This window comes from Spiroplasma endosymbiont of Aleiodes alternator (genome assembly GCF_964031135.1).
In the GTDB taxonomy this organism is placed as follows: Bacteria; Bacillota_I; Bacilli_A; order Mycoplasmatales; family VBWQ01; genus Spiroplasma_E.
On the sequence record NZ_OZ035008.1, the window covers coordinates 301,864 to 320,832 of the forward strand.

Sequence of the window (18,969 nt, forward strand, 5' to 3'; positions counted from 1 at the left end):
ATGTCCTTTTTAATTTTACAATTCAGGAGTTTAAAAATAAAAGTAAGGTGGTTAAATAATGCCTTGATATGGTTATTTACTTTTAGGAATTTTATTATTAATAATACTTTATCCTTTTCTTATAACTAGAAAAAATATAAAGATATTGCAACGTGTAGGTAATTATATTATTTCAGCACCACCACGTACTGGTAAATCTGCTCTTGCTTGTTGTTTAGCACAAAAACATAAAGGTAGGGTAGTTAGTCCTATTCCTATTAAAGTTCGTAATGAATTTAGTTATCGTTGTTCTTATGATGATGTTTTTAAATTTAATCAATTAAATAGTAATTATGCTTTTATAGAGAATGATATGCTTGTTTTTGATGAATTAGGATTAAAGATTAATAGTAATGACTTATCACCTGAATTTAAAGAAACACAAGAAAGTTTAGGAATTTTTTGTAAATTGATAGGTCATAATTTTAATGGAATTATGTATATGATTGAACAACACCCTGATAGAATACCAAAACAAGCACGTGAAAAAGTAGAGTATATTGTTCAGGTTAAAAGAATGCGTATTTTATTATTTTTAGTTAAATTTAAATTGAATATTTATACTAATGTTGATGATTATAATAAAGTTGTATTATCTAAAAGACAAACTAAAAAAATAATTAAACGTGGTGGATTACCACCTAGTTATAGTGGTGAAACTATGACTTTTAGTTTATGATTTCCTAAGTCCTATTTACAAAAATATAATAGTCGTGCTTTGAATTATATTCATTCGTTGAAAACTGAATTAAGCAGTGTTAAAGACTATGAACAGTCAGAAGCATTAGATTTTAGTGTTGATGATATTAGAGCAGTAGGATTAGATAAGTTGGATAATATATTACAAACTGAAAAAAAAGAAACTGAAAATATTGTATGTCGTGCTTGTTATTATAGAAATAAACATTCTAAGAAAAATAAATAAAAATGTTAAAATAAATTTATAAACTTAATATAAGTTTTTAACTCATTATTTTATTTTAAAAATAAATGAGTTTTTTATTTTGAAAAAGAAAGGTGATTAAATTATGTGAAAAAAAAATGAACAATATAAGGAATTTAATGATAAAGCTAAAGCTCAAAGAAAAGAAGATGTGAAGAAATATAATGAGTTTCAAAAAGAAAGGAAAAAAGAAGAAGAAAAAATAAAAGAAAAACTAAAAAGAGCCGAAAAAGAAGCAAGAGCAAAAGAAGAATACGAAAAAAGAGCCAAAAAAGAAGCAAGAGCCAAAGAAGAATACGAAAAAAGAGACCGTGAAAGAAGAAAAGCAGAAGAACAAAAAGCTCATGAAAAAGCCTGAGAATGTGCACAAAAGGAACGTATAAGAAGAGAACAACAACGAATGGAATTACAAAAAAAAGAAGAAGACAGAATACTTAAAAAAGAAATTGAAAAACAAATGCAAGAATTAAAAATAAAATCAGAAAAAAAAGAAAATTTTGATAAATTTTCAAAAAAAACAAATCCATTTTTATAAATTTGGGACTTTCCTAAAAACTGTGTTTTTTAAATAAATTTTAGTTGTAAAATCACTAAGTTACACAGATTGCTGGAAAGTCCCAAAAATATTTTGTAAATTAAAATAAACCCATATTATTGGTCGGTGCCAACCAGAACCTTGGTTGGTTGGCCGCGGGGTTTAGCCCCGCTGGGGTGAGTTGCGAAGCAACGAGGGGCAAAGCCCCTATATACTTGATTTGATTTATGAAAGAGGTAATGATTATGAAACAATATTTAGATTTATGTCAATATGTTTTAGAAAAAGGATATAAAAAAGCTGATAGAACAGGCACTGGTACTGTTTCTACTTTTGGTTATCAAATGCGTTTTGATTTACAAAAAGGTTTTCCCATATTAACTACAAAAAAAGTTCATTTTGCTTCTATTGTTCATGAGTTATTATGATTTATTGCTGGTGATACTAATATTGAATATTTAGTTAAAAATAATGTTAGAATTTGAAATGAGTGACCTTATAAGAAATTTATGGAAAGTAAAAAATATCAAAATGAAACTTTAGAAGAATTTGTTGAAAAAATTAAAACTGATCATCAATTTGCTCTTGAATTTGGTGATTTAGGACCTGTTTATGGTAGACAATGACGTAATTTTAATGGTGTTGATCAATTGCAGGAGTTAATAGAAAATTTAAAAAACAATCCTTTTTCACGAAGACACATTTTATCAGCATGAAATCCTGCAGAAATTAAGAATATGGCACTACCACCATGTCATACTTTAATTCAATTTTACGTTTCTGATGATAAAAAATTATCTTGTCAATTATATCAACGTAGTGCAGATATTTTTTTAGGAGTTCCTTTTAATATTGCTTCTTATGCATTATTAACAATAATGTTAGCACAAATATGTGGCTATCAGTTAGGAGAATTTATTCATACTTTAGGTGATGCTCATATTTATAGTAATCATTTTTCACAAATTAATGAACAATTAAGTAGAAAACCAAAATCATTGCCAATTTTAGTTATTAATAAAAATATTACTAATTTATTTAATTTTAAATTTGAAGATTTTAAATTAGAACAATATGATCCATATCCGTTGATTAGAGGTCAGGTTGCAGTATAATGGTAATTTTAGTTTGAGCAATGACCAAAGAAAAGGTAATTGGTTTTAATAATAAATTGCCCTGAAAAATTAAAGAAGAAATGCAATATTTTCAGAGCATTACTTTAAATAAAAATGTATTAATGGGTTCAAAAACTTTTGAAAGTATTGGCAAACCACTAAAAAATCGTTACAATATAGTTGTTACTAATCATCAAGAACGTTATCAACAATTTCTAAATGATAATAATATTACTTTCACAAATGATATTATTTCATATTTAAAACAATATCAAGGTAATAAAAAAAGAGATATTTGTATTATTGGTGGTGCTGAAATTTATAAGCAGGCATGAGATTATGCTGATTATTTATATGTTTCAGTCATTAAAAATTTATATAATGGTGATCTTTTATTTCCTGTTAGTAATTTTTCTGATTTTAAATTAATCAAAACAACAGAATTTGCAGAATTTGTAGCGAATGTGTATCAAAGAAAGGAAAAATAATAATAATGAACATTTGAAAAGCAATTTTAACTTGACCTTATTTATTACAAACTTATAGTAAATCAGGTTCAATGACAAGAAAGGTATTAAAAGACTCAAGTTTAGTTTCAGAAGCAAAACGATATATTTGATTGAAAAAACGTGTGCGTTATATTAAATGATTATATAATATTAAATTAACCGTTCATAACATTGAAAATTGACCAAAAAGAAAAGGTTGTGTAATGGTTGCCAATCATCAATCAAATTTTGATCCATTATTAGTATTATCGGTAAATGATTATAGTTTATATGCACCTTTAGGTTTTATTGCAAAAGAAGAATTAAAAAAAAGCCATTTGGCACGAAGATTTATTTTTTTAATTGATGTTTTATTTATTGATCGTAATAATCCACGCACAGCCATTACGACTTTTCAAGAAGCAAAGGAATTAATTAGAATTCCGCGTACAATGATGATTTTTCCAGAAGGAACAAGAAGTCATCAACAAGAAATGCAAGAATTTAAAGCAGGTGCTTTTAATATGGCATATCAATCTTATGTACCAATTATTCCTGTTACTATTATTAATTCTTATCAAATTTTTGATCGAAAATATAAAGGCAAAAAAGATATTCATCTTATTTTTCATAAGGCAATTGAACCAAGTGAATTTATTAAATTATCTACTGATGTATTATCAAAGCAAGTATTTAATATTATTAAAAAAGGAATTGATGATTTTAGCAATAATAAAATTTAAGTAGTAATAATAAAAGGTTGTTAGTTAACAACCTTTTATTATGTTTAAGAGTCAATAATTAATTTCTGATGTGATTTTTGTTTTTTATAATTACGTAAATTTTTTACTGATGTAATTATTAGTGAAGAAGATGTATATCAAATTATGAACTTGTCAAGAAAAGTGGACAATAAAAGTAACCTTTTATTAAATTTTATAAAATAGCGTTTGTAAGTGTTAAATTTATAGGTATGAAGTAATTATTTGTTGGTTTGGAATGAGCTAATCGATATTCGATTGGACTCATTCCTTTTAATTTTATTTGAGGTCGATAATTATTATAAAAGTAAATATATTTAGGTAAGTTGTCTTGTATTCATTCAATAGTTCTATTTTTTCTTGGAATTTGATATAGAAATTCTGTTTTCATTGTTCCAAATCAAGTTTCAGTAGCACCATTATCACAGGAATTACCTCTTCTAGACATTGAAATTTTTATTTTTAATTCATCACATAAAATTTTATAAGAAGGATTTGTATAGTGAAATCCTTGATCTGATTGTAAAATTCATGAAGTAGGTTTTTGAGCATTAACTCAAGCTTGGATAATGTTTTGGACAACAAATGTCATGTCTAAACTTGCACTTATTTTATAATCTAATATTTCATTATTATGAAAATCTTTAACAATTGATAAATAATATGTTTTACCATTAGTTAATAAATAAGTTATATCAGTACCTAATTTTTCATTTAAATTAGTAGTTGAAAAATCACGTTTTAATAAATTATCATATCTTAAACTTCCTGATTTAGTTCTATAATCAAATTTTTTTATGCGAACCTTAGCTTTTAAACTCATATTTTTCATATATCTATATAAAATATGAAATTTTAATTGAGGCTTTTATGTAATCTGTGTATCTTTGTTTTACAAAGTACTAGTTTAGATTAATTCTATCTTCAAATTTTATCATAAAATGAGCAATTGCTGTATTTCAATTTTGAATGGGCATTGTTCATTTTTTTGTTATATTTTCAATTGCTAAATAAAATATTTTAAAAACTGCCATATCATTAGGAAAAACTTTTTTATTTCTGATAACTTTTCGTAATTGACTATTTACAGATTCAATAGCATTTGTTGTATAAATCACTCTTTTAATTTCTGCAGGATAACTAATAAAAACAATTAAATTATCTCAATTTTTATATCAAGATTTAGCAATTTGAGGATATTGTTTATTTCACTTATTTTCAAAGGATTCTAAAGCCTGCATTGCTTGTTCTTCACTACATGCAGTATAAATTGGTTTTAAATCTGCAACTAGAGATTTTCTATGCTTATATGAGACATATTTCAAACTATTTCTAATTTGATGAACTATGCATAATTGATGTTCTGTTTTAAGATAAACTGATTGTATTGCTTCTGACATGCCTGTTAAATTATCACTGCAGGCAATAAGAATATCATTTAAGCCACGATTTTTCATTTCTGTTAAATTTGCTAATCAAAATTTAGCACCTTCATTTTCACTAATTCATAAACCTAAAACATCTTTTTTACCCTCTAAATCAACTCCTAAAGCTATATAAACTGATTTATTAATAATCCTTTTATCTTGTCGTACTTTCACTATTATGCAATCAAAATAAACAATCGGATAGACACTTTCTAATGGTCGATTTTGCCATGCTTTTACATCATCAATAACATCATCAGTAATTTGACTAATAACACTTTCACTAATATCAGCACCATGATATAACTCTTGTAATTGCATTCTAATATCTGAAAATGTCATACCTTTTGCATATAAAGAAAGAACTTGTTGATCAAAACCTTCAAATCTTCTTTGTCTTTTTGCAACTATTACAGGATTAAAATTACTATTGCGATCTCGTGGTACATCAATCTCAATTTTACCTTGTTGAGTTATTAATTTTTTTGAACTTATACCATTACGAGCATTGTCACTATTACTATGTTGATTCTTATCATATCCTAAATAATTTTGCATCTCAGAATTCAACATTTTTTCTACTAATCTTTTTGTTAATTCTTTATACAATCCTCCCTCTTTAAAAACTGTTGTTAAATCTTCAGTATTTTCTAATAATAAATCTACTGCTTTTGATATTGGATCATTATTATTAATATTTTGCTTTTTAGCCATCTGTAACTCACTCTTTCTAGTCATTTAATTATATTTACTAGAATTAATTAAACATAGTTATTTTTGTAAGTTACACAGATTACTAAACATTACCTTTTAATTTTAAATTATAAATTTTGTTAATTCATAAAGTTATCATTTTATAACCATAAATTTCTTGAAATTCATAAAAAATATTTTTAATTATATTAGGTAAAAATGTATCTCATTTATTAAATTCATTCATTCCATTCTTAATTCACTTATAATATCCTGATTTTGAAACATTTAATAATCAACATAAATAACTAATCTGATATTTTTTTTCAATGAGAAAATCACAAAATATTTCTTCTTTTTTGTCGTTTTTTCTAAATACTTTTTTATATCGTTCATTGCCTCAATATATTCAATTAATTCTTGTTTTGTCATTTCATTAAAATTTAAAGATTTGGGTCGACCCCTGTTCTTTTGGTTTTTTTAGCACGAATTCCATTGCCATATTCTAAACCTTTTTCACCTAATAATTTTTATATGCTTTAATTCATTCTTTTATTGATGATCGACCAATACCATACTCTAATGCGGTTTTATCAATTGTTTTAATTTTACTTATTTTTATTATTTTTAACTTTTCTTCTTTTGATAGTCATTTAGCCATAAAAAAATGAACACCTTCCTTAAAGTATTTTTAACACAAAGGTTACAATTCTGTGTCTACTTTATTCTAGATGTTTACTTTTGTAATTTAACAAAAAATAAACCAATATCTTTTTTTGCTTTTTTAACATCTTGCATATTATCTTTATAAGTTAAAGTAACAAAACTTAACATTTTACTATTATAAAAATTATGTAATGCTTTTTGAATTAAATTAGTTTTAGTACGAACAGTACTATTTCTCAATTTTTGCTTATTACCAACATAACATTTACCTTTTTTATTCCCAATATTAGTCAAAAATGAAATAGGTAAAACAATATTTTTTACATAACAAGCATAAAAAACCTTTTTAATATAAAAATCTTGTTCAATATCCATATATAAAACTCCAGCTAAACACTATTTTAAAGTAGCAAATTTTATATTTTAATAACAAACAAATCTTATCATAAAAAATTATAAAAACAAACAATAAAAGGAAAACGTTACTTAATTAAATACTATTATAACTATAAAGTAAAAATTACGGTAATGTTTAGTAATCTGTGTAACTTACAAAAATAACTATGTTTAATTAATTCTAGTAAATATAATTAAATGACTATAAAGAGTGAGTTACAGATGGCTAAAAAGCAAAATATTAATAATAATGATCCAATATCAAAAGCAGTAGATTTATTATTAGAAAATACTGAAGATTTAACAACAGTTTTTAAAGAGGGAGGATTGTATAAAGAATTAACAAAAAGATTAGTAGAAAAAAATGTTGAATTCTGAGATGCAAAATTATTTAGGATATGATAAGAATCAACATAGTAATAGTGACAATGCTCGTAATGGTATAAGTTCAAAAAAATTAATAACTCAACAAGGTAAAATTGAGATTGATGTACCACGAGATCGCAATAGTAATTTTAATCCTGTAATAGTTGCAAAAAGACAAAGAAGATTTGAAGGTTTTGATCAACAAGTTCTTTCTTTATATGCAAAAGGTATGACATTATCAGATATTAGAATGCAATTACAAGAGTTATATCATGGTGCTGATATTAGTGAAAGTGTTATTAGTCAAATTACTGATGATGTTATTGATGATGTAAAAGCATGGCAAAATCGACCATTAGAAAGTGTCTATCCGATTGTTTATTTTGATTGCATAATAGTGAAAGTACGACAAGATAAAAGGATTATTAATAAATCAGTTTATATAGCTTTAGGAGTTGATTTAGAAGGTAAAAAAGATGTTTTAGGTTTATGAATTAGTGAAAATGAAGGTGCTAAATTTTGATTAGCAAATTTAACAGAAATGAAAAATCGTGGCTTAAATGATATTCTTATTGCCTGCAGTGATAATTTAACAGGCATGTCAGAAGCAATACAATCAGTTTATCTTAAAACAGAACATCAATTATGCATAGTTCATCAAATTAGAAATAGTTTGAAATATGTCTCATATAAGCATAGAAAATCTCTAGTTGCAGATTTAAAACCAATTTATACTGCATGTAGTGAAGAACAAGCAATGCAGGCTTTAGAATCCTTTGAAAATAAGTGAAATAAACAATATCCTCAAATTGCTAAATCTTGATATAAAAATTGAGATAATTTAATTGTTTTTATTAGTTATCCTGCAGAAATTAAAAGAGTGATTTATACAACAAATGCTATTGAATCTGTAAATAGTCAATTACGAAAAGTTATCAGAAATAAAAAAGTTTTTTCTAATGATATGGCAGTTTTTAAAATATTTTATTTAGCAATTGAAAATATAACAAAAAAATGAACAATGCCCATTCAAAATTGAAATACAGCAATTGCTCATTTTATGATAAAATTTGAAGATAGAATTAATCTAAACTAGTACTTTGTAAAACAAAGATACACAGATTACATAAAAGCCTCTTGAAATACAGCAATTGCTCATTTTATGATAAAATTTGAAGATAGAATTAATCTAAACTAGTACTTTGTAAAACAAAGATACACAGATTACATAAAAGCCTCTATATTATTTTAATTCTTCGCTATTAACTTTCATTGCTGAAATTTGTTTTAATTGAAATTGTTCATGCACTACTGCTTCAAATTCTAAAACAATACCTACTTTAAACTTAAGAAAAGCATCATTAACATATTTTTTATTATTAAAAATTAAAACTGCCAATTGTTCAAAAGCATAATTTAAAATTTTATCAGAATTTGGCTCTAAAGAAAGATAACAAAATATTTGTTCATTCCTTAAATATTGCGATATCTCAAAACTATTATTTAATTTATCTAATTGTTTTCATAAACATGGTGTTAAAATAATTTTAACAATACCATTAGCACTATACTTAATACCATCTCTTTCGTAAGAAAAACCATTATTAAAAATAATGGTGTTCATTCCTAATTCTTTATAATTAATAGTATATTCGGTTATTAACTCTGCAAAAATATTCTCGTTACCTACTCAATCAGCGCTAAATTCTAGATTTTTATTAACAGTAATAATAAGAGCATTTGTTATTTTTTTACTTCATTGTAAAAATAGTTCTCATTGTTCAAGAATAACAAAAACTATTTCATCAATCAAAGTATATGGCATTGAAGATTCTTCTGCTAAAGCTGAAATTTTAGAAACAATATTACTACTTAACAAATTAGATAATAATCTTACCTTATCACTTATTTGTAAATTTTTATTTTTCTTGTAAATTTTAATAATACGTTTACATGTACTTTTTTTCAAAACTAATTTAGCAGTACCGCGACGTTGATTTGAAAAATATACAAATGCTAATAAATTATAACCGAATCTCTTTGTCATTATAATTCCCCTGACTATCTTAAATTATAAATTAAAAACTATTTTACTTTAAATTAATATACTTTAATTATAACAGAACTAGAAAATTTAATAAGCATATAAGTTTATTTCAAAAAAAATAAATTAAAAATCTCAATAAGATTTGTCCATAATTATTAAGAAAAGCAATAATAAAAAATAAATAGTAAAAATAAATAGTATTATTTCATATTTTTAGATATAATTATTCTAATTTAATAAATGTATATACCTAATATAGCTATTTTTCTATATTAGGATTTTTATTAAATTAAATATCCAAATAAAAAAGGAAAAATAAAATGTTAAAAAAAATATATAAAGAAATATTTTCAACTATGTTAGTAATTGATAATAAAGATAATAAGTTTTGTTTTAAAATAAATATAATTAAAACTTCTAATAAAATTAGACAAAAATACAATATTAAAAAAGAAATAATCAATGACTTATTATTACCATATAAAAATGTTACTAGTTATTCTACTGAATTATTTCCACTACACTATTTATTAGAAATATGGGACTTTCCTAAAAACTGTGTTTTTTAAATAAATTTTAGTTGTAAAATCACTAAGTTACACAGATTGCTGGAAAGTCCCGAAAATCAAAGACATTATTAACAATAATGCCTTTCAAAAAATATTAAATAAAAATATAATAAATAAAATAGAAAAAATCTATAAAAAATATCAAGATTTTGACGATGATTTTCAAAAAGATTCTTTTATTTAGAAGTTGCCTATAATATTAAAACACCTACAAGCCAATTAGAAAAGAATTTACAAAAACTTGGACTTCAATCATTTAAAAATATTTTAATAAATCAAGGAACTAAACCAATTAAAGAAATTTTTAATATTCAAAATAATAAATTATTAGCAACAGATATAAATAAATTAGATAATAACTTATTACCAGTAAATAATTGTAATAATAAAAGTTTCTCTATTATATAATTCCGCTATATTTTTTAACGGGCGCACAACTAATACGATGAATATCACAAATACCATAATTTTGTAATGCTATCTGATGATTTTTTGTATAATACCCTTTATGATTTTTAAACCCATAATTAGGATATTGAGTATCATAATCAATCATAATTTTATCTCTTACTACTTTAGCAATAATCGAAGCGCTAGCAATATTAAGTGATTTTTGATCACCTTTAACTATTGCTTCAACTTTTCCTAGAAAATTAGGAAATTGGGTTTTTCAAAATCAACTAAACACACATCAGGTACTATTTTTAATTTATTAAATGCTTCTATCATTGCTAAAATACTAGTCTGCTTAGGATTATGAATATTAACAAATTGATGACTTTTAATACTAACAGCAACTGTTAGTGCATTATCAATTATAATTTGATACATTGCTATTCGTTGTTTTGCTGATAATTGTTTTGAATCTTTAATTAAAGGATGATTAAAGTTTGGTTTAAGAATAACGCTTGCAACAACAATTGGTCCTGCAATATCTCCCCTTCCCACTTCATCAAAACCAGCAATTAATGTTCCTGATGAATAATTATCAATTTCGTATCGTAAACTACTTTTCATGTTTTAAAATCTTAGGTGGTATTTCAAATGAAATTAATCCTAGTTTCCCTACTTGTAAATCATTAATAAATAAATTCATGGCACGATGAGTATTATCTTCATCATTAGCCAATTTTAAATGATATTTTTGTGCTAATTTCTTAAAATAAAGAAATAATGTTTCATCATTAATATTTTTAATTTCAAAATTAATATTATAATATTTTACTAATCTTTCATAATAATTCTCAAGTAAAAATGTTAAAGCAAAATTAGCCATTTCTTCTAAAAATAAATGTTTAACAGGAATTGCTTTAATTAAAGCTAAAATCATTACTACTTTTTGATCATTCATTTTTGGTGGTAAAATACCAGGACTATCTAACAAATCAATCGTTGGATTTAATTTAATTCATTGTTGACCTCTAGTAACACCAGGTATATTAGCAGTTTGTGTTACTTTACGTTGCAATAAATTATTGATAAATGTTGATTTACCCGTATTTGGTAATCCCATAATTAATACCTTAATTTTTGGATTAACAATACCTTTTGCCAATTCTTTTTCCATTTGCTGTTCCATTAATTTAGTAATTAAATTTAACAACTGCGGTTTCATTTTTGTAGTTAATGATTTTGCCAATAAAACAGAAAAACCTTGATTTTCAAAAAAAGTAACTCATTCTTTAATAAAATTATCATCTGCTAAATCAACTTTGTTAAGAACAATAATTCTTATTTTTTTCTCTAATAAACGATCTAATAAAGTACTTTTTGTTGCTAATGGTGCTCGTGCATCTAAAACTTCAATTGCAACATCAATAATTGGTAACTTAGTTTCAATTGCTTTAATGGCTTTCATCATATGACCAGGGAATCAATGAATTTGATTATGGGTACTTTCATTAGGCATTTTTTTTAACTCCTTTAATACATTTTATTATTATTTTATATCAATTTAGAAAACCACCATTGATTTTAATAACGGTGGTTTAATTATTATTTAACGGGTTTTACTGTTTTAATTTCTTTAATTCTAGCAGCTTTACCGCTTAATTTACGTAAGTAGAAAATACGTGCTCTTCTTACTTTACCCTTACGAATAACATTAATTTTATCAATTAATGGTGAATGTAAAGCAAATGTTTTTTCGACACCTTTACCACCAACAGTTTTACGAACAATAACATTTTGCATAATTCCTGAACCTTTGCGAGCAATAACTACTCCTTCAAACATTTGAATACGTTCTTTTTTTTCTTCTTTAATTTTAGAAAAAACTTGGATTGTATCTCCAGATTTAAAATTAGGAAGATTATGATTTAGTTGACTTTCGCTAACTAATTTAATAATTGCATTTTGCATGTTTTATTTCTCCTTTCGTTTATTTTTTTTAATTGAAGATTTATATTCTTCAATTATTATTTTATCTTTTGCAGATAATTGATATTTTTTAAATAAATCAATTCTTTTTTTATAAGTATTAATTAATGCTTGTTGATGACGATATTCTGCTATCTTTTCATGGTGACCACCAATTAAAACTTCTGGAACTTTCATACCTAGTACTTCTTCTGGTCTTGTATATGTTGGATAATCCAATAATGAGTTATTAAAAGAATCATTAAGATGAGATTGATGTTGAATAACATTAGGAATTAACCTAGTAATACAATCAATAATAACCATTGCTGGTAATTCACCACCAGTTAATACATAATCACCAATTGAAATTTCTTCATCAATATAAGACATAATGCGTTCATCAATACCTTCGTAATGACCACAAACTAAAATATAATTAATATTTTTTTGACTATATTTATAAGCTAATTGTTGATTTCATTGTTGACCTTGTGGACTAAGTAAAATTGTTTTAGCCTCAGGATATTTAAGTTTTACGCTATTAATAGCATCAATTACTGGCATTGCTTGTAAAACCATACCATTGCCACCACCATAAGGAGCATCATCAACTTGTTGGTGTTTATTATTAGCAAAACTTCTAATATCAATAATATCAATGCTAATTTGTTTTTTAGTAATAGCTCGTTTGATGATTGATGTTTGCATAAAATCATTAAAAGCATTGGGAAATAAAGTTATAATTGTGAATTGGTTTTTAGTCATTATTAATTAATCCTTCAATAATATTAAAATAAACTTTTTGTTCTTCTTTATTAATTTTATTAATAAATACTTTATTATTAGGAATAAAAAAGGTTTTTTTATTAGTCATTTTTATTTCTCATAAACCTTGATGATTATTATCTAAGAAAGCAATAACTTTTCCCAAAAAAGCATTATTATTAGCATCAAATGCTTCATAATTTAGAATATCTTCATAAAATCAAGGTAAGTTGTCATTAATTATTTCTTCAGTATTAATAACTAAATTTTTATTTTTCATACCTTCTACTAACTCAATAGTATTATAATTTTCAAATGTTAATAATAAAAACTGCTTATGATTTCTTACTCTTGAAATAATTAAAGGTGTTAGTTGTTTAGTTTCTTCTAAATAAACTGTTGTTTTTTCTTTTCATGAAAATTTATTACCATAATAATTACATAAAACCTTAACTTCACCAATAAGACCATGAGTATTAACAATAGTACCTAATTCTAAATATTTCATCTTAAAACTCATTAATTACTAATTTAATAGTATTGTTTTCTAAATATGCTTTGCTTTCAATAATTGTTGATAATGCACGAATAGTATTTCTTTTTTTACCAATCAATACTGATATTAATGATTTTGGTACCATTAATATTAAATCATAGTGATTTTTTTCTACTAATTCGCGAATCTCAACTTCACAAATTTTATCAAGTAAAATTGGTTCAATTAAACGTTCTAACAATGTTACATACATATTAATTAATCACTTGTAGCATATTTTGATATTAAGTAGCGGGTGCTTCTTCTTTTTTAATAGAATCAGTAGTAGCAGTTTTTTTATTTTTTACAGTAACTTTTTTTGTTATTTTTTTAGGTTTGCTACTTTTTCTCTCTTGTCTTAAATTATGAAATTTAGTCATAATTCCTTCTGCTGATAATAAACTACGAACAGTTTCTGTTGGTTGAGCACCATTTGATAAAAATTTTAATGCTTTTACTTCATCGATAGTTACTTGTTTTTCTTTGCTTGTTGGATTATAAGTACCTAATTTATCAATATATCTACCATTTAGTTTTGTTCTTGCATCAATCGCAACAATTCTGTAACTAGGTTGCACTGATTTACTTTTTCCTTTTGGTATTAAGCGTAATTTAACCATAAATTACCTCCTTCTATTAATTTGTGGCAAATAAACCTTTTTAATAATATCTTATTCACATAATGATGTCAAGTTAAAATACTTAACAGATAAAAAGATTTTAAAATAATAATTTCTTTATTTTTACTAAGTTACATATTTTTTCTAAATAAATAAGTTTTTCTATTAAAAACACTTACTGATGTAAGTATTTAAATAATTTATTTATTAATATTTAATTATTAAAATTAACAATTATTTTAATAACTATATTTATCTATTTACATTTTTGGCAAAATTGGTTTACTAAAAATACTGGTTGATTGAGAACTTACGTCATCATCATTAATAAATGGATTTAATTTTTCTGGATAAGAAGATTCTTCACTATCTCTACTTGCATTTGAATCAAAACCACTATCTTGTGAACAAAATGGACTTCTTTTTTTACTTAGTACTTCAATTGCTTCCTCTGCAATTTCACATTCAGGTTCATTATTAGTTTTTTCACTGAGCATTTTTTTAAATTCTTTTTCTAAAATGTCAACTTCTGCAAGAACACTAGTTATTTCAAACATATTTTTCTTTAGTTTTTCAATCAAAATAGTAGTTTTTTCTTGTTTTAGTTTTTCATTTTCTAATTCTTTCCCTTTTATCAATTCTTCATTATTAATTTTATAATTTTCTAATTCTTCTTGTTGAACTGTTATTTTTTTATTTCAATCTCAAAAACCAAAAGTAATAATTTTTAAAAAATTATTTTTTCATTTAGTAATTTTTTTATTATTTAAACTTGCAATAATAATACTATATTTATTATTGACTACTAAATAATTATCAATAGTCTGTTGATTTTGATCTAAAATTTTGGCAATTTGTTCTATTTCATATTTATAATTTTCCTGATATTTTTTCTTAGTTTTTATTATTTCTTCTTTTAAAAAAATAAAAAAATTGTTATATTTTTGTTCTTGTTCTATAGTTATATTAAATAATGAAAAAATATTGTCTAATTTTTCAATTAATTCATTATATATTTCTATATTTTTTCTTATTTCATGATAATAATATTGTTGCATCAAATCTATACTATTAATATTATTTGTATTTAAACTTTTTATAAACTTATTTATATTAACTAAATCATTTACCATTCTTCTTTACCTCTTATTTTTTTTATTAATAAACCCATTTACTTAAAAAAAGCAATGGGTTAAAAACTTATATTAAACTTAATAATTATATTGTACATTTTTTTTGTTTTACAAAATTTATTTATTTTTCGGACGTATTAATTTAATTCATAGAATTCAATAACATTAACAATATAACATGAAAATTCTATGATTTTTTATTTTAATTATACCATAAAATTTTAAAAATGTTTAAAAATATAATTACAAAATTACATTTAAATAAAACAAAAATACTAATCTTAAAATTAGTTTTTAAAATATTAAGTTTTAAATTTTTAAACACTATTATTTAAATAATTAGCCCTTGAAATTAACATATTATTTAAAGTTTTATAATTATATATTTTTCCACCTTTTGTTTGACTTTTAACTAAATGAAAGACATCACTTTCTGCACTACATCCAATATTTCAACTAGCAGTTTGATTAATAATACCTTCTTTTTTTCTTTTAAAAATACTTAAAGTTTCTTTATTTACTTTTGTTTTAATTAAAAATTTTATTAATTCATCATATTGACCATTACAAAAATAATTTTTAGCAATTTTATAATTATTATATTTTTCTTTATTAATAATTAATTTTATTTTACCAGAATTAGGTTTATATGCTGTTCATAAATATTTTAAAGCATGATATCTATCAAATACATAATAAGCACCTAAATATTTTGCTAATGTGAACATCTAGAATAAAGTAGACACAGAATTGTAACCTTTGTGTTAAAAATACTTTAAGGAAGGTGTTCATTTTTTTATGGCTAAATGACTATCAAAAGAAGAAAAGTTAAAAATAATAAAAATAAGTAAAATTAAAACAATTGATAAAACCGCATTAGAGTATGGTATTGGTCGATCATCAATAAAAGAATGAATTAAAGCATATAAATTATTAGGTGAAAAAGGTTTAAAATATGGCAATGGAATTCGTGCTAAAAAAACCAAAAGAACAGGTCGACCCAAATCTTTAAATTTTAATGAAATGACAAAACAAGAATTAATTGAATATATTGAGGCAATGAACGATATAAAAAAGTATTTAGAAAAATCGACAAAAAAGAAGAAATATTTTGTGATTTTCTCATTGAAGAAAAAATATCAGATTAGTTATTTATGTTGATTATTAAATGTTTCAAAATCAGGATATTATAAGTGAATTAAGAATGGAATGAATGAATTTAATAAATGAGATACATTTTTAGCTAATATAATTAAAAATATTTTTTATGAATTTCAAGAAATTTATGGTTATAAAATGATAACTTTATGAATTAACAAAATTTATAATTTAAAATTAAAATTTCATATTGTATATAGATATATGAAAAATATGAGTTTAAAAGCTAAGGTTCGCATAAAAAAATTTTATTATAGAACTAAATCAGGAAGTTTAAGATATGATAATTTATTAAAACGTGATTTTTCAACTACTAATTTAAATGAAAAATTAGGTACTGATATAACTTATTTATTAACTAATGGTAAAACATATTATTTATCAATTGTTAAAGATTTTCATAATAATGAAATATTAGATTATAAAATAAGTGCAAGTTTAGACATGACATTTGTTGTCCAAAACATTATCCAAGCTTGAGTTAATGCTCAAAAACCTACTTCATTAATTTTACAATCAGATCAAGGATTTCACTATACAAATCCTTCTTATAAAATTTTATGTGATGAATTAAAAATAAAAATTTCAATGTCTAGAAGAGGTAATTCCTGTGATAATGGTGCTACTGAAACTTGATTTGGAACAATGAAAACAGAATTTCTATATCAAATTCCAAGAAAAAATAGAACTATTGAATGAATACAAGACAACTTACCTAAATATATTTACTTTTATAATAATTATCGACCTCAAATAAAATTAAAAGGAATGAGTCCAATCGAATATCGATTAGCTCATTCCAAACCAACAAATAATTAGTTCATACCTATAAATTTAACACTTACAAACGCTATTTTATAAAATTTAATAAAAGGTTACTTTTATTGTCCACTTTTCTTGACAAGTTCATTCTTTACCACGATCAAAAGTAATAGTTTTAACTGTTCCTTTTTGTAACTTTGAAATAAATTTTATTATACTTTTTGTAATATTTTCTGCTTTATGATTTTTAGAAACTAAAGGAATTGTGGTTTTTGATCATATATCAGCTAAAGTAATAATAGAACTTTTATGATCTTTACCAATGATAGTATCACCCTCTAAATGACCAAATTCTTGTATATTTTTAATATTAGGAATGATTAAATTTCTTTCATGAATAGATTTACAATTATTAATTCGTCCTCTAGTTTCTTTTCGTTTATGAGGTTTATTTTTTCCTTTTCTCAATAAGTTATTTTCATCAAAACCCATTCGATTTGTTTTAAACATGTTATATAAAGTTTTTGTTGAAATACTTTTTATTTTATTTTCCTTTAAAAAATTAGCAATTATATCAAGCGCATATTTTTAGTAATTAACAAATAATTAATAGTATTAATTTCTGTTAAAGTTAAAATTATTAATTTTCTACCTGCATTTTGCTTCTTTTTTTTGAATTTGATTCAATATTTCTAATGGTAAAAAGTTTTGATTTAATAATCTGCAAACTCTATGTACAGTTGATTTACTATAATCAACAGCTTTTGCTATTTTACGAATTGAAAATTCATAACTTTTATATTCTTTTATTGCTATTATTGATTCAATAGTCAGATACTTATACATTGTGCTAATTCCTTTCTTTTCTTAATTATAGAATTAACACAATTTAATTTTTATATAAATGTCCTTTTTAATTTTACAATTCAGGTATTGCTAAACAAGCAATTAAAAGTACTGCTAACCAATATTTTGAATTAATAAAACAATATTTTCCAAAGTCTAATTTATTACTTACTGATGTTTATCAAAAACTAGGTATTACACCAATGATTGGTATTAATGATGTAAATAATAACTATTTTACTTTAGAAGATGCTAAAGATTTATATAATTGACCACAAACAAATAAATTAGCAAACATTAGAATATGATCACTAAATCGTGATAGTAATGGTAAGATAGATGAAGTTTGAGGAACAAATAATCACGGATTAAAATATTGAAATGAAGGTGATTTTTCAAATGTTTTTACTGGTAATTGAACTTATTGAGTAAAAAGTCCAGTTCGTAAAGTTTAATGTTTTTTTGATAATTATTATAAAAAATATCAAAATTTAAATAAGAAGAAATTAAGTTTTTTTACTCATTATTTAGGGAAAATTAAAAGTAAAATAATTAGTAACTATTTATATAACAAATTATAATAATATAATTTGTTATATTTTATTTTTTAATTTGCTAATCACTTTAAAACTACTTTTGTTCTAATATCATAAAATTTGATAATTAAAAAATAAAAATATTTTTTATCATAAAAATATTTTTTTTAAGTTATAATTAAAAATAATTTATTTTTTGAAAGGAATT

The 18,969-nt window shown here is 23.4% G+C and carries 25 protein-coding genes and 2 pseudogenes; 10 read left to right on the forward strand and 17 right to left on the reverse strand.

Annotated features, from left to right (window positions below; genetic code table 4):
- Window positions 1-145: 145 nt before the first annotated feature.
- The 5 genes from ACQH20_RS01805 (at window position 146) to ACQH20_RS01825 (ending at window position 3,863) form a co-directional block, all read left to right on the forward strand.
- Entirely contained in the window at window positions 146-964 is an 819-nt protein-coding gene (locus ACQH20_RS01805; RefSeq protein ID WP_425377298.1) for a hypothetical protein, read from the forward strand.
- Window positions 965-1,067: 103 nt separating this feature from the next.
- Window positions 1,068-1,517 carry a hypothetical protein gene (locus tag ACQH20_RS01810; RefSeq protein ID WP_425377299.1) on the forward strand — a complete coding sequence of 150 codons (450 nt, stop codon included), beginning with the start codon at window positions 1,068-1,070 and terminating at the stop codon, window positions 1,515-1,517.
- A gap of 245 nt (window positions 1,518-1,762) precedes the next feature.
- Window positions 1,763-2,632 (forward strand): thymidylate synthase, encoded by an 870-nt coding sequence (gene thyA, locus ACQH20_RS01815; RefSeq protein WP_252320867.1) that lies wholly within the window; start codon window positions 1,763-1,765, stop codon window positions 2,630-2,632.
- Window positions 2,632-3,120, forward strand: a complete 489-nt coding sequence (locus ACQH20_RS01820; protein ID WP_338959497.1) for a dihydrofolate reductase — start codon at window positions 2,632-2,634, stop codon at window positions 3,118-3,120. Before thyA ends, ACQH20_RS01820 begins: the two co-directional genes overlap by 1 nt.
- 5 nt (window positions 3,121-3,125) lie before the next feature.
- Complete coding sequence (locus ACQH20_RS01825; RefSeq protein ID WP_425377300.1) at window positions 3,126-3,863, forward strand: lysophospholipid acyltransferase family protein; 738 nt, start codon at window positions 3,126-3,128, stop codon at window positions 3,861-3,863.
- Window positions 3,864-4,056: 193 nt separating this feature from the next.
- Here ACQH20_RS01825 and ACQH20_RS01830 read toward each other — a convergent pair whose 3' ends face one another.
- The 5 genes from ACQH20_RS01830 to ACQH20_RS01850 form a co-directional block, all read right to left on the reverse strand.
- A complete protein-coding gene (locus ACQH20_RS01830; protein ID WP_281748648.1) occupies window positions 4,057-4,713 on the reverse strand; it encodes an IS3 family transposase in 657 nt (218 codons plus the stop codon).
- 70 nt (window positions 4,714-4,783) lie between these two features.
- Entirely contained in the window at window positions 4,784-6,022 is a 1,239-nt protein-coding gene (locus ACQH20_RS01835) for an IS256 family transposase (protein WP_425377564.1), read from the reverse strand.
- A gap of 82 nt (window positions 6,023-6,104) precedes the next feature.
- Entirely contained in the window at window positions 6,105-6,248 is a 144-nt protein-coding gene (locus ACQH20_RS01840) for a hypothetical protein (protein WP_425377301.1), read from the reverse strand.
- Window positions 6,249-6,289: 41 nt separating this feature from the next.
- Window positions 6,290-6,433 carry a hypothetical protein gene (locus ACQH20_RS01845; RefSeq protein ID WP_425377302.1) on the reverse strand — a complete coding sequence of 48 codons (144 nt, stop codon included), beginning with the start codon at window positions 6,431-6,433 and terminating at the stop codon, window positions 6,290-6,292.
- Between the two features lie 88 nt (window positions 6,434-6,521).
- Window positions 6,522-6,662 (reverse strand): hypothetical protein, encoded by a 141-nt coding sequence (locus ACQH20_RS01850; protein ID WP_425376817.1) that lies wholly within the window; start codon window positions 6,660-6,662, stop codon window positions 6,522-6,524.
- Window positions 6,663-6,668: 6 nt separating this feature from the next.
- On the opposite strand from ACQH20_RS01850, the gene ACQH20_RS01855 reads away from it, so the two are divergent.
- Complete coding sequence (locus ACQH20_RS01855) at window positions 6,669-6,812, forward strand: hypothetical protein (RefSeq protein ID WP_425377303.1); 144 nt, start codon at window positions 6,669-6,671, stop codon at window positions 6,810-6,812.
- Between the two features lie 473 nt (window positions 6,813-7,285).
- Window positions 7,286-8,525, forward strand: a pseudogene (locus ACQH20_RS01860) (IS256 family transposase).
- Window positions 8,526-8,672: 147 nt separating this feature from the next.
- Here ACQH20_RS01860 and ACQH20_RS01865 read toward each other — a convergent pair.
- Window positions 8,673-9,476 carry a hypothetical protein gene (locus ACQH20_RS01865; RefSeq protein ID WP_425377304.1) on the reverse strand — a complete coding sequence of 268 codons (804 nt, stop codon included), beginning with the start codon at window positions 9,474-9,476 and terminating at the stop codon, window positions 8,673-8,675.
- Window positions 9,477-9,796: 320 nt separating this feature from the next.
- On the opposite strand from ACQH20_RS01865, the gene ACQH20_RS01870 reads away from it, so the two are divergent.
- Window positions 9,797-10,045 carry a hypothetical protein gene (locus ACQH20_RS01870; RefSeq protein WP_425377305.1) on the forward strand — a complete coding sequence of 83 codons (249 nt, stop codon included), beginning with the start codon at window positions 9,797-9,799 and terminating at the stop codon, window positions 10,043-10,045.
- 400 nt (window positions 10,046-10,445) lie between these two features.
- Here the strand turns inward: ACQH20_RS01870 and ACQH20_RS01875 are convergent, their stop codons facing one another.
- From ACQH20_RS01875 to ACQH20_RS01920, 10 genes are all read right to left on the reverse strand, one after another.
- A complete protein-coding gene (locus ACQH20_RS01875; protein ID WP_425377306.1) occupies window positions 10,446-10,733 on the reverse strand; it encodes a hypothetical protein in 288 nt (95 codons plus the stop codon).
- Window positions 10,691-11,062, reverse strand: coding sequence for a hypothetical protein (locus ACQH20_RS01880; protein WP_425377307.1), 372 nt, complete (start codon window positions 11,060-11,062; stop codon window positions 10,691-10,693). The genes ACQH20_RS01875 and ACQH20_RS01880 overlap by 43 nt, the downstream gene beginning before the upstream one ends.
- On the reverse strand, window positions 11,052-11,954 hold the full coding sequence (gene ylqF, locus ACQH20_RS01885; protein ID WP_425377308.1) for a ribosome biogenesis GTPase YlqF: 903 nt from the start codon (window positions 11,952-11,954) through the stop codon (window positions 11,052-11,054). Before ylqF ends, ACQH20_RS01880 begins: the two co-directional genes overlap by 11 nt.
- A gap of 86 nt (window positions 11,955-12,040) precedes the next feature.
- Window positions 12,041-12,406, reverse strand: coding sequence for a 50S ribosomal protein L19 (rplS, locus tag ACQH20_RS01890; RefSeq protein ID WP_425377309.1), 366 nt, complete (start codon window positions 12,404-12,406; stop codon window positions 12,041-12,043).
- A gap of 3 nt (window positions 12,407-12,409) precedes the next feature.
- Window positions 12,410-13,171, reverse strand: coding sequence for a tRNA (guanosine(37)-N1)-methyltransferase TrmD (gene trmD / locus ACQH20_RS01895; protein ID WP_425377310.1), 762 nt, complete (start codon window positions 13,169-13,171; stop codon window positions 12,410-12,412).
- Window positions 13,164-13,679 carry a ribosome maturation factor RimM gene (gene rimM, locus ACQH20_RS01900; protein ID WP_252319423.1) on the reverse strand — a complete coding sequence of 172 codons (516 nt, stop codon included), beginning with the start codon at window positions 13,677-13,679 and terminating at the stop codon, window positions 13,164-13,166. The genes trmD and rimM overlap by 8 nt, the downstream gene beginning before the upstream one ends.
- A gap of 1 nt (window position 13,680) precedes the next feature.
- A complete protein-coding gene (locus ACQH20_RS01905; protein WP_425377311.1) occupies window positions 13,681-13,920 on the reverse strand; it encodes a hypothetical protein in 240 nt (79 codons plus the stop codon).
- A gap of 31 nt (window positions 13,921-13,951) precedes the next feature.
- Complete coding sequence (gene rpsP / locus ACQH20_RS01910; protein ID WP_425377312.1) at window positions 13,952-14,326, reverse strand: 30S ribosomal protein S16; 375 nt, start codon at window positions 14,324-14,326, stop codon at window positions 13,952-13,954.
- 260 nt (window positions 14,327-14,586) lie between these two features.
- A complete protein-coding gene (locus tag ACQH20_RS01915) occupies window positions 14,587-15,459 on the reverse strand; it encodes a hypothetical protein (RefSeq protein WP_425377313.1) in 873 nt (290 codons plus the stop codon).
- Window positions 15,460-15,776: 317 nt separating this feature from the next.
- Window positions 15,777-16,187 (reverse strand): hypothetical protein, encoded by a 411-nt coding sequence (locus ACQH20_RS01920; RefSeq protein WP_425377314.1) that lies wholly within the window; start codon window positions 16,185-16,187, stop codon window positions 15,777-15,779.
- A 70-nt stretch (window positions 16,188-16,257) separates the two neighbouring features.
- Between ACQH20_RS01920 and ACQH20_RS01925 the strand changes: the two genes are divergently transcribed.
- The gene (locus ACQH20_RS01925) at window positions 16,258-17,436 is read left to right on the forward strand and encodes an IS3 family transposase (RefSeq protein ID WP_425377315.1); all 1,179 of its coding nucleotides are present in this window, start codon (window positions 16,258-16,260) and stop codon (window positions 17,434-17,436) included.
- Between the two features lie 63 nt (window positions 17,437-17,499).
- Here ACQH20_RS01925 and ACQH20_RS01930 read toward each other — a convergent pair.
- A pseudogene (locus ACQH20_RS01930) lies at window positions 17,500-18,225 on the reverse strand (IS30 family transposase); the annotation flags it as partial.
- Window positions 18,226-18,428: 203 nt separating this feature from the next.
- On the opposite strand from ACQH20_RS01930, the gene ACQH20_RS01935 reads away from it, so the two are divergent.
- Window positions 18,429-18,680, forward strand: coding sequence for a hypothetical protein (locus ACQH20_RS01935; protein WP_425377316.1), 252 nt, complete (start codon window positions 18,429-18,431; stop codon window positions 18,678-18,680).
- Window positions 18,681-18,969: the final 289 nt, after the last annotated feature.